Genomic DNA, 10222 nt, shown 5'->3' with positions numbered 1-10222 from the left:
ACGGCTTCGGCATGTGCCCCGAGGAACGGAAATCCGACGGCATCATCGGCGATCTTTCCGTGCGCCAGAATATCGTGCTTGCGCTTCAGGCGCGGCAGGGCTGGGCGCGTCCGATCCCCCGGCGCGAGGCCGATGCGCTGGCCGCGCGCTATATCAAGGCGCTCGACATCCGCCCGCCCGAGCCGGAGCGGCCGATCAAGTTCCTGTCCGGCGGCAACCAGCAGAAGGCGATCCTTGCCCGCTGGCTTGCTACCGACCCGCGCCTGCTGATCCTCGACGAGCCGACGCGAGGCATCGACATCGGCGCCCATGCCGAAATCATCAACCTGATCGGTAGGTTGCGCGCCGATGGCATGGCACTGGTCGTGATCTCCTCCGAGATCGAGGAGTTGGTCGCCTTCTCCACCCGCGTCATCGTGCTGTCGGACCGCCGCCATGTGCGCGAGTTGAAGGGGGCCGAGATCACGGCGGAAGCCATTGTCGAGGCCATGGCCGTTCCGGGGGATGCCGCATGAGAAAGCTGGTCCAATTGCGGCCGCAACTGATCGCGCTCGCCGTGGTTCTGGGGCTGATCGCGCTGATCTCGCCCGGCTTCTTCTCGGTCACGGTGCAGAATGGCCGGCTCTATGGCAGCCTGATTGATGTCGGCGTGCGCGTCGCGCCGGTGGCGCTGCTGGCGATCGGCATGACGCTGGTGATCGCGACCAAGGGCATCGACCTTTCGGTCGGGGCGGTCATGGCGATCACCGGAGCAGTCGCCGCGACGATGGTGGCGGACGGGCAGCCGGTGGTCGTGGTCCTTGCGGTGTCGCTGGCGATCGGGCTGGCCTGCGGCCTCTGGAACGGGGTGCTGGTCGCCTTCCTCGACATCCAGCCGATCATCGCCACGCTGATCCTGATGGTCGCGGGCCGGGGGATCGCGCAACTGATCACTGGCGGTTTCATCCTGACCTTCAACGATCCGGGCTTTTCCTTCATCGGCTCGGGCGCGGTGCTGGGCATTCCCATGCCGATCCTGATCTGGCTGGCCATGGCGCTTGCCGTGGGCCTGCTGGTCCGGCGCACGGCACTCGGCCTGTTGATCGAGGCGGTCGGGATCAACCGCCGCGCCTCGATGCTGGTCGGCGTGCGCGCCCGCTTCCTGATCCTCGCGACCTATGGCATCTCGGGGCTTTGCGCGGCCATGGCGGGGATGATCGTCACCGCCGATATCCATGGCGCGGACCCGAACAATGCCGGGCTGTGGCTGGAGCTTGACGCGATCCTCGCCGTGGTGATCGGTGGCACCTCGCTGGCCGGGGGGCGGTTCTCGATCACCGCCTCGCTGATCGGGGCGCTGATCATTCAGGCACTGAATACCGGCATCCTGATTTCCGGCTGGCCGCCCGAGTTCAACCTGATCGTCAAGGCAATCGTCATCGTCGCCATCCTGACGCTGCAATCGCCCGCCGTCGCGGATGAGCTGGCGATGCTGCGCGCCATGCTGCGGCATCGGAAGGGGGTGCAGAAATGATCCGCGCCCGCAACCTGCCCTTTGCCGCGACCGTCCTGATCTTCCTGATCGCCTATGGGCTTTGCGCGATGCAGTTCCCGAACATGCTGTCCTTTCGCGTGGCTGGCAACCTGCTGACCGACAACGCCTTCCTTGGCATCGCGGCGGTCGGGATGACTTTCGTGATCCTTTCTGGGGGCATCGACCTTTCGGTCGGCTCTGTCATCGCCTTCACCTCGGTCTTCGTCGCGGTGCTGGTGCGCGCGGGCGTTCATCCGGCGCTGGCATTCGCCCTTGCGCTGGTGGTTTCCACCGGATTCGGGGCGCTGATGGGTCTGACCATCCACGCGCTGAAGATGCCCGCCTTCGTGGTCACGCTGGCGGGGATGTTTCTGGCACGCGGCGCGGCCTTTTTGATCTCGACCGATTCCGTGCCGATCAGCCATGACTTCCTGAAATTGCTGAAGGGGATCTTCATCCGCCTGCCGGACAAGGGACGGCTGACCTTTCTTGCCATCCTGATGCTGCTGGCCTTTGTCGTGGGGGTGATCCTTGCGCATCGCACGCGCTTTGGCGCCAATGTCTACGCCATCGGCGGGTCCGAGCAATCGGCCGCGCTGATGGGCGTGCCCTTGCGGCGCACGATGGTCCAGCTTTACGCATTCTCGGGCTTCATGGCCGGGCTGTCGGGGCTGGCCTATACGCTCTACACCTCGGCGGGCTATTCGCTGGCGACGGTGGGCGTCGAACTCGACGCCATCGCGGCGGTGGTGGTGGGGGGAACCCTGCTGACAGGGGGCGCGGGCCTTGTCCTCGGGACGCTGTTCGGCGTGTTGATCCAGGGGTTGATCCAGACCTATATCGTCTTTGACGGCACGCTCTCCTCGTGGTGGACCAAGATCGTCGTGGGCCTGCTTCTGTTTGCCTTCATCGTGCTGCAAAGGCTGATCCTGATGATCTCCGAACGCCGCGCGGCGATCCGTGCGGCCGCGGGGGGCTGAGCCATGGGCGTGCTGCGTCGCCGCATGTTCGGAAACCAGCCAAGGTCGAGCCATGCCCGCGTGGTCGAGGGGCTGGGGCGCGCGATCATCTCGGGCGAGTTCTCCGAGGGTGAGACCCTGCCCGGCGACCAGCAATTGCTGGAACGCTTCGGCGTCTCGCGCAGCGTCCTGCGTGAGGCGATGAAGACGCTTGCCGCCAAGGGGCTGATCCTTGCGAAATCGCGGGTCGGAACCCGCGTAAACCCGCATGAGGGTTGGAATTTCGTCGATTCCGACGTGATCTCGTGGAAGATGCAGGCGGGCATGGACCGTGAGTTTGTCGCGCATCTGCGCGATATGCGGCTTGCCTTCGAGCCCGCCGCCGCGCGCCTTGCCGCGATCCATGCCACCAGCGACGAGATCGTCGAGCTGTTCAGCATCGCGGCGCGGATCGACAACCCGCATCACACCCGGGAATCCGTGGCCGAGGAGGATCTGAACTTTCACCTCGCCATCGCGGCGATGTCGCGCAATCCCTTCATGCGCTCGGTCACGACCCTGATCGAGGCCGCGCTGGCCGTATCCTTCCAGATTTCCTCGCCCGCGCTCAGCCCGGAGGGGATCTCGCGCTGCGCCTCGCAACATCTGCGGATCGCGAGCGCGATTGCGTCCCGCGACCCCGAAGCGGCCGATGCCGCCATGCGCGAGGTGGTGCTGGAGGGGGCAGAGCGGGCCAGCGAGGCGCTGGCGGTCGAGAGCGTGCCCGGTCCGGTCTGATCCCGGCTCATTTTGGCTTTCGGCTGGGCACTTGCCGGGTTAGGCTTGCCAAAAAAGACGAGCAGGAGGCAGTGATGCGCATTTCATTCAGACATACGGTCAGCTTTGCGGTGCTGGCATTGGTCCTCGCCTCGTGCGGGGCTGGCGGTTACGGGCCGACGCGCGGCGGCGTCTCCCAGCAGAGCCAGGAAATCAAATGGGGCCGCAACCAGAACCCGCCGCCCGCCAAGGTCGCGGGACTGAACAACTGGATCGAGGGCTTCAAGGGGCAGGCACGGTCGCAGGGCATCAGCGATGCGACGCTGTCCTTCGCGTTCCGCGACGTGGTCTATAATCCCGAGGTGGTGCGCCGCAGCCAGAACCAGGCGGAGTTCAAGAAATCCCTCTGGGAATATCTCGAGAACGCGGTTTCCGAAAAGCGCCAGAACAACGGCCGCGCGGCGCTGTCGCAATTCGGCGGCGCGCTCAGCCGGGTCGAGGCCGCTTACGGCGTCGACAAGGAAGTCGTTACCGCGGTCTGGGGCATGGAATCCACCTATGGCGAGCGGCGCGGCGACCTGCCGCTGATAGAGGCGCTTTCGACCCTCAGCTATGAGGGCTATCGGGGCGACTTCTTCCGCAGCCAGTTGATGGCCTCGCTGCGCATCCTTCAGGCGGGGGATATCGACCCGGCCCATATGACCGGAAGCTGGGCCGGGGCGATGGGGCATACGCAGTTCATCCCGACCACCTATCTGGCCTATGCCGTCGATTTCACCGGCGACGGGCGGCGGGACATCTGGTCGAACGATCCCACCGACTCGCTGGCCTCGACGGCGAATTACCTCGCGAAATCGGGCTGGCAGCACGGCCTGCCCGCCGCGGTCGAGGTGAAGCTGCCCGCCGGCTTCAACACCGGACTGGCCGGCAAGGGCAAGCGGCGCTCGGTCGCCGAGTGGCAATCGCTGGGCATCCGTCAGGCAACCTCGCGACCGCTGCCGCCGTCGGGCGCCTCGGCCGAGTTGCTGATCCCCGGCGGGCCTTCCGGCGCGGCCTTCCTGATCACCCGCAACTTCCACGCGATCCTGCGCTACAACAATGCCGACAGCTATGCGCTGGCGGTGGCGCTGCTGGCGGATCGGCTGAAGGGTTATCCGGGCCTCTCCAATCCCTGGCCCGCGGATGCGCCCGGCCTGCGGCTTGAACAGCGCAAGGAGATGCAGCGCCTGCTGACCGCGCGCGGCTTCGACACGCAGGGCGTCGATGGCAATGTCGGGTCGAACACGATCGCCGCGATCCGCTCCTACCAGACCTCGCGCGGGCTTCCGGCGACCGGCGAGCCGAGCGCGGCGCTGCTCGATCAGCTTCGCCGCGGCTAAAATCGGCGCGGATCAGGGCCGGACGGGACGGGCGGCGCCCTTCTCGTCCAGCGCGACAAAGGTGAATTTCGCCTCGGTCACCTGCTGGCTGTCATCGCGGTCGCGCTCGCGCCGCCATGCCTCGACATGGATCTGCATCGAGGTGCGGCCGATATGGACCAGCTCCGCGTAAAGCGAAACCTCGTCGCCGACCTTGACCGGGCGGTGGAACTTCATCCCTTCGACCGCGATGGTGGCGGTGCGACCACGCGCGGTCAGTGTGGCGACGGTGCCTGCGGCAAGGTCCATCTGGCTCATCAGCCAGCCACCGAAGATGTCGCCGGCCGGGTTGGTGTCAGCGGGCATGGCGATGGTGCGGATGGTGGGATTGTCCGGGGGCTGGTTCTCGGGCATGGCGGTTTGTCCCTCGCTGGCGTCTGGCTGACCGCCTAGCTAGCCGGTCGCGAGCCGCACGAAAACCGGAATTTGCATCGCGCTGCCTGAGAAAGCCCCACGCCCGGTGGGCGAGGGGCCTTGCATCGGCGGATCACATTGCGTTACGAAGCTCGCCCGCTTCCTCGCTTTCCATGACGCTGCGGTCGGTCTGGCCAAGGAGCTGCGAGGTGATGGTTCCGGCAGTCATCGAGCCGTTCACGTTGAGGGCGGTGCGCCCCATGTCGATCAGCGGCTCGACCGAGATCAGGAGCGCGACCAGCGTGACCGGCAGGCCCATCGCCGGCAGGACGATCAGCGCGGCCATGGTCGCCCCGCCGCCCACACCCGCGACCCCGGCCGAGCTGAGCGTGACGATGGCGATGAGCGTCGCGATCCATGCCGGATCGAGCGGGTTCACGCCCACCGTCGGCGCCACCATCACCGCGAGCATCGCGGGGTAAAGCCCCGCGCAGCCATTCTGCCCGATCGTCGCGCCAAACGAGGCAGCGAAGGAGGCGATAGTCTGGGGCACGCCAAGGCGGCGGGTCTGGATCTCGACATTGAGGGGAATGGTCGCCGCGCTCGACCGGCTCGAGAAGGCAAAGCTCAGCGCCGGCAGCACCTTGCGGAAGAAGGTCAGCGGATTCACCCCGGTCAGCGTCAGCAGGAGCGCGTGAACGCCGAACATGATCGCGAGGCCGAGATAGGAGGCGATGACGAATTTCCCGAGGTTGAGGATATCGGCGGCATTCGAGGTCGCCGCCATCTTCGTCATCAGCGCCATGACGCCATAGGGGGTCAGCGCCATGATCAGGCGCACAAGCTGGGTGATCCAGCCCTGCATCAGGTCGATGAAGGCGATCAGCCGCTGCCCCTTCTCGGGATCGCGCCGGACCAGCCGGATCGCGGCGACGCCGAGGAAGGCCGCGAAAACCACGACCGAGATGATCGAGGTCGGATTGGCCCCGGTCAGGTCGGCGAAGGGGTTTTTCGGGATGAAGGACAGGATCAGTTGCGGCACGGTCAGGTCGGCGACTCTTGGCGCGTAACTGGTCTCGAGCGTCGAAAGCCGCGCGGTCTCCGCCGCCCCCTGGACAAGACCGCTGGCGGTCAGCCCGAAGCCGAGCGCCATGACGATGCCGACGGCCGCGGCGATCGCGGTGGTCAGCAGCAAGGTGCCAAGCGTCAGCCCGGCGATCTTGCCGAGCGCCGAGGCGTCATGCAGCTTCGAGACGGCGCTGAGGATCGCGACGAAAACCAGTGGCATGACGATCATCTGCAGAAGCTGGACATAGCCGCTGCCGACGATGCCGATCCAGTTGATCGTTTCGGTGATGCTTGCCGATCCGCCGCCATAGACCAGTTGCAGCAGCACGCCAAAGACGGTGCCGACCAGCAGCGCGATCAGCACGCGGACCGAAAGGGAGATGTCGCGACCCTTGAGTTGATGGATCCCGACCAGCAGCGCGACAAAGATGATCAGGTTGAAGACTACCGATGCCATGACGCATCTCCAGCAGTAAACGGGGTCATATGTATAACCATGACCTTTCAACGCCGTAAGAGGCGCGGAAAAATAAGCACATGTGCCTTATCGAAGTCCCGATGTGGCAACAAAGTTCCACCGGAGCGGGCGCGAAGGGAACTAAAATCGTGGATCTGCGGGCGCTTCAGGCCGAGGGTTCGCCGAAAGGGTTCAGGATCCGGCAGCCCGAGGGCGCAAAATCCGCGACATTGCCGGTGACGACAATCGCATCATGGGCGATCGCGGTCGCTGCGATCAGCAGATCGGCCCCGTTATGGCCGATCTGCGCCGAAAGCTGACCCCAGATCCGCGCCTCGGCCGCGCCGAAGGGCAGCAGGCGGTCCGAGAACAAAGTCACGGTGCGCGCGATCCATTCGCGCAAGTCCTGGGCAAAGGCCGGGTTCACGCTGTCCTGCCGGACGATGCCGCGCTCGATCTCGCCCAGCGTGATCACGGAAAGGTAAAGCGCCGCTTCGTCCTGGTGCGACAGCCAGGCATGAACCTGGGGGCTGCGCTCGGGCCGGCGCAGGGCCGAGAGCACATTGGTGTCGAGGATCAGCACGGTTCAGAAGGACACGTCGCGCGGCGCCACGCGCGGGCGTTTGCCGCTGTCCGGCTCACCCGGAAAATTTCCCAGATGCGTGATGAAGGAACCGCGATTTCCCGCCGCGGCCGCCTGCATCCGGGCATATTCCGCAGCCGACAGCACGACGACCGCAGGCTTGCCCCGGCGCGTGACCTGTTGCGGCTGCCCGGCAAGCGCGGCATCGACCACGGCCGAAAACCTGTTTTTGGCGTCCTGAAGCGTCCACATGATCAATCCCAACAAGCTAGCTATCTGGCTAGATAGATAATCGATGCAACCCTCGTTTTCAAGCAAAAACGCCCGGCGCAGGGCACCGGGCGTTTCGCAAAGGCTTGGGGGCGTGGATCAGGAGACGCGGAGGCGCAACTGACGCGCGAACCACAGCGCAGCCATGGTGCAAGCCGCCCCCGAGAGCAGATAGAGACCCGCGGCCGGAAGCCCCAGCCAGGCCGACAGCGCCAGCGCGGCCAGCGGCGCGAAGCCCGCCCCGAAGAGCCATGCGAGGTCCGAGACGATCGCCGAGCCGGTATAGCGGCGGCGCGGCTGGAACAGCGAGGCGACCGCACCCGAGCTTTGGCCGAAGCTGAGGCCCAGGATAATGAAGCCGACGATCATGTAGATCGCTTCGCCAAGCTGGTTCCCGGCCAGCAGCAGCGGCGCGAACAGGCTGAAGATGGCGATGGCGACGGCACAGCGGAACAGCAGCTTGCGGTGCCCGATCCGGTCCGCGATCACACCCGAGAGGATGATCGCCACGAAACCGACAGCGGCGGCGATCGATTCGATCAGCAGGAAGTTGGTCAGCGTCTCATTGGTATAGAGATAGACCCAGGACAGCGGGAACACCGTGACCATGTGGAACAGCGCAAAGCTGGCCAGCGGGACGAAGGCTCCCGCGAGGATGGTCGCGCCATCATTCTTGAAGGCGGCGCGGAAGCTGGTCGGCTCCAGCTCGTGATTCTCGAAGGCGTCGGTATATTCCGGCGTCACCACGATGCGGAGGCGCGCGAAAAGCGCCACGACGTTGATCGCGAAGGCGACGAAGAACGGATAACGCCAGCCCCAGTTCAGGAAATCCGCCTGCGACATATTGGCCAGCAGATAGGCGAAAAGCAGGCTGGCGACGATCAGGCCGACGGGCGCGCCAAGCTGGGGCACCATGACATAGAGGCCGCGCCGCCCCTCGGGGGCGTTCATGTTCAGAAGCGAGGGCAGGCCGTCCCAGGCACCGCCAAGCGCGAAGCCCTGTCCGATACGCAGGAAGCAGAGCACCGCGATCGAGGCCCAGCCGATCTGGGCATAGGAGGGAATAAGACCCATGCCCACGGTCGAGGTGCCAAGAATCAGCAGCGCCAGCGTCAGCTTGGTGCTTTTTCCATAGCGGCGGTCGATCACCATGAAGAAGGCCGTGCCGAGCGGCCGCGCCAGGAAGGCGAGGGCGAAAACGGCGAAGGACCAGAGCGTCGCGGTCAGCGGATCGGCAAAGGAAAAATACCTTTGCGGAAAGATGATGACCGAGGCGATCGCGAAAACGAAGAAGTCGAAGAACTCGGAAGAGCGACCGATGATGACGCCGACCGCGATATCCGAGGGCGAGACGTGATGCCCGGGCGTCGCTTCACGGGGCAGGGTAGAAGGAGTGGGAGTGGCTGCGCACATGTCTAGCTCACCTATCAGGGGCACCCGACAGCGTAGGGGGCGAAGGGACTTTAAGGGCAATTGTGGGCGTCTTCATCGACCGGTCAACAGCGATGTTCAAGATGCGGCGGGTGTGGCAAATTGTCCTATGTCTGCCGCGGACCCGATCCCTTAGGGGGTTGGGCCCAACTACATTCCCTCAATGCCCCCTCTTCAGGTGAGGTTACGGCTTTCATGCGTATACTCCCCCGCTTGGCGCGCTTTGCCGCGCTTGCTCCCGTTATTCTGGCGCTGTCCGCTTGCAAGATGGAGGTCTTAAAGCCCTCCGGCGATGTGGCGGAGCGTCAAAAGGATCTGCTTCTGGCCTCGACCGGCCTGATGCTGATCATCATCATCCCGGTGATGATCCTGATCGTGCTGTTCGCCTGGCGCTATCGCGCCTCGAACCGCAAGGCGACCTATGCTCCCGACTGGGATCACTCGACCAAGTTCGAGCTGGTGATCTGGGCGGCTCCGCTGCTCATCATCATTTGCCTTGGCGCGCTGACCTGGGTTGGCACGCACCTTCTGGACCCCTTCCGCCCGCTCGATCGCCTGAGCGCGACCGAGGCCGTTCCCGACGAGGATCCGTTCCGGGTCGAGGTCGTCGCGCTCGACTGGAAGTGGCTTTTCATCTATCCCGAACAGGGCGTCGCCACGGTGAACGAGCTTGCCGTTCCCGTCGACCGCGAGGTCGAGTTCACGCTGACCTCCTCCTCGGTGATGAACGCCTTCTATATCCCTGCGATGGCGGGCATGATCTATGCCATGCCGGGCATGGAGACGACGCTTCACGGCGTGTTCAACAATCCCGGTGAATATCAGGGTCTTGCCTCCCATTATTCGGGTCACGGCTTCTCGGGCATGCGCTTCAAGACGCATGCGCTGGAGCCCGAGGCCTTCAACGAATGGCTGGACGAGACGCGCGCCGAAGGCGGGCTGCTGGATCGCCAGCGCTATCTCGAACTCGAGGCGCCGAGCGAGAACGTCAAGCCGATGTTCTTCGCGGATGTGGATCCCGAGCTTTTCGACCGCGTGGTCAACATGTGCGTCGAGGCGAACAAGATCTGCATGGCCGAGATGATGGCACTTGATGCGCGCGGCGGCACCGGTCTTGCCGGCACCATCAACGTCGCGCAGCTGACCCATGACAAGGAAATCCGTCGCGGCCTCGCCCGCCCGGTCCTGGGGCAGGAGCCCTTCATGGTGACCAGCTTCTGCACGCCGGCGGATTCGGCCCGCATGTTCTCGGACCTGCGCCAGTCGCAACCGGTTGTCCGGGTCGACCAGACCCCGATGCGCGGCATCGCGCTTCCCCGCCCTGAAAATCGCCTTGGCATCGACATGCCTCGGATCATCCAGGACGCACGGCGAGACAACGCCGTCGAACCCAAGCTCTGACCCGGAGTCCCA

At 65.0% G+C, this 10222-nt stretch carries 11 protein-coding genes; 6 read left to right on the top strand and 5 right to left on the bottom strand.

Translation table 11 applies throughout. The annotated features are described in order from the left end of the window. The 5 genes from VNQ78_RS10340 to VNQ78_RS10320 all read left to right on the top strand — a co-directional run. The coding region (locus VNQ78_RS10340) for an ATP-binding cassette domain-containing protein (RefSeq protein WP_325689351.1) at window positions 1-515 on the top strand (515 nt) is incomplete at its 5' end. Further along, a complete protein-coding gene (locus VNQ78_RS10335) occupies window positions 512-1513 on the top strand; it encodes an ABC transporter permease (protein ID WP_325689349.1) in 1002 nt (333 codons plus the stop codon). The genes VNQ78_RS10340 and VNQ78_RS10335, both read left to right, overlap by 4 nt. After that, window positions 1510-2493: a galactofuranose ABC transporter, permease protein YjfF gene (gene yjfF, locus VNQ78_RS10330; RefSeq protein ID WP_325689347.1), complete on the top strand. Its 984-nt coding sequence runs from the start codon at window positions 1510-1512 to the stop codon at window positions 2491-2493. Before VNQ78_RS10335 ends, yjfF begins: the two co-directional genes overlap by 4 nt. 3 nt (window positions 2494-2496) lie before the next feature. Then, a complete protein-coding gene (locus VNQ78_RS10325) occupies window positions 2497-3249 on the top strand; it encodes a FadR/GntR family transcriptional regulator (RefSeq protein WP_325689345.1) in 753 nt (250 codons plus the stop codon). Between the two features lie 74 nt (window positions 3250-3323). Then, window positions 3324-4607 carry a lytic murein transglycosylase gene (locus VNQ78_RS10320; RefSeq protein ID WP_325689343.1) on the top strand — a complete coding sequence of 428 codons (1284 nt, stop codon included), beginning with the start codon at window positions 3324-3326 and terminating at the stop codon, window positions 4605-4607. A 12-nt stretch (window positions 4608-4619) separates the two neighbouring features. On the opposite strand, the gene VNQ78_RS10315 is transcribed toward VNQ78_RS10320, so the two are convergent. From VNQ78_RS10315 to VNQ78_RS10295, 5 genes are all read right to left on the bottom strand, one after another. Further along, window positions 4620-5000 (bottom strand): acyl-CoA thioesterase, encoded by a 381-nt coding sequence (locus VNQ78_RS10315; RefSeq protein WP_325689341.1) that lies wholly within the window; start codon window positions 4998-5000, stop codon window positions 4620-4622. 133 nt (window positions 5001-5133) lie between these two features. Next, window positions 5134-6525 carry an L-cystine transporter gene (locus tag VNQ78_RS10310; protein WP_325689339.1) on the bottom strand — a complete coding sequence of 464 codons (1392 nt, stop codon included), beginning with the start codon at window positions 6523-6525 and terminating at the stop codon, window positions 5134-5136. A gap of 166 nt (window positions 6526-6691) precedes the next feature. Then, the gene (locus tag VNQ78_RS10305) at window positions 6692-7108 is read right to left on the bottom strand and encodes a type II toxin-antitoxin system VapC family toxin (protein WP_325689337.1); all 417 of its coding nucleotides are present in this window, start codon (window positions 7106-7108) and stop codon (window positions 6692-6694) included. A 3-nt stretch (window positions 7109-7111) separates the two neighbouring features. Further along, a complete protein-coding gene (locus VNQ78_RS10300; RefSeq protein ID WP_325689335.1) occupies window positions 7112-7360 on the bottom strand; it encodes a type II toxin-antitoxin system Phd/YefM family antitoxin in 249 nt (82 codons plus the stop codon). Between the two features lie 117 nt (window positions 7361-7477). Further along, window positions 7478-8791: an MFS transporter gene (locus VNQ78_RS10295; protein WP_325689333.1), complete on the bottom strand. Its 1314-nt coding sequence runs from the start codon at window positions 8789-8791 to the stop codon at window positions 7478-7480. Between the two features lie 213 nt (window positions 8792-9004). On the opposite strand from VNQ78_RS10295, the gene cyoA reads away from it, so the two are divergent. Further along, window positions 9005-10210 carry a ubiquinol oxidase subunit II gene (gene cyoA / locus VNQ78_RS10290; protein ID WP_325689331.1) on the top strand — a complete coding sequence of 402 codons (1206 nt, stop codon included), beginning with the start codon at window positions 9005-9007 and terminating at the stop codon, window positions 10208-10210. The last annotated feature ends 12 nt before the right edge of the window (window positions 10211-10222 follow it).

The sequence above is a fragment of the Paracoccus sp. (in: a-proteobacteria) genome (genome assembly GCF_035556475.1).
Lineage (GTDB): Bacteria > Pseudomonadota > Alphaproteobacteria > Rhodobacterales > Rhodobacteraceae > Paracoccus.
The sequence above is the reverse complement of the archived record's forward strand: the minus strand, read 5'-3'. Positions and strand labels throughout refer to the sequence as shown.

Excerpts from the sequence above, each read along its gene's own strand:
- VNQ78_RS10335 (WP_325689349.1), top strand. The coding sequence starts at position 512 with ATGAGAAAGCTGGTCCAATTGCGGCCGCAACTGATCGCGCTCGCCGTG.
- yjfF (WP_325689347.1), top strand. The coding sequence starts at position 1,510 with ATGATCCGCGCCCGCAACCTGCCCTTTGCCGCGACCGTCCTGATCTTC.
- VNQ78_RS10325 (WP_325689345.1), top strand. The coding sequence starts at position 2,497 with ATGGGCGTGCTGCGTCGCCGCATGTTCGGAAACCAGCCAAGGTCGAGC.
- VNQ78_RS10320 (WP_325689343.1), top strand. The coding sequence starts at position 3,324 with ATGCGCATTTCATTCAGACATACGGTCAGCTTTGCGGTGCTGGCATTG.
- VNQ78_RS10315 (WP_325689341.1), bottom strand. The coding sequence starts at position 5,000 with ATGCCCGAGAACCAGCCCCCGGACAATCCCACCATCCGCACCATCGCC.
- VNQ78_RS10310 (WP_325689339.1), bottom strand. The coding sequence starts at position 6,525 with ATGGCATCGGTAGTCTTCAACCTGATCATCTTTGTCGCGCTGCTGGTC.
- VNQ78_RS10300 (WP_325689335.1), bottom strand. The coding sequence starts at position 7,360 with ATGTGGACGCTTCAGGACGCCAAAAACAGGTTTTCGGCCGTGGTCGAT.
- VNQ78_RS10295 (WP_325689333.1), bottom strand. The coding sequence starts at position 8,791 with ATGTGCGCAGCCACTCCCACTCCTTCTACCCTGCCCCGTGAAGCGACG.
- cyoA (WP_325689331.1), top strand. The coding sequence starts at position 9,005 with ATGCGTATACTCCCCCGCTTGGCGCGCTTTGCCGCGCTTGCTCCCGTT.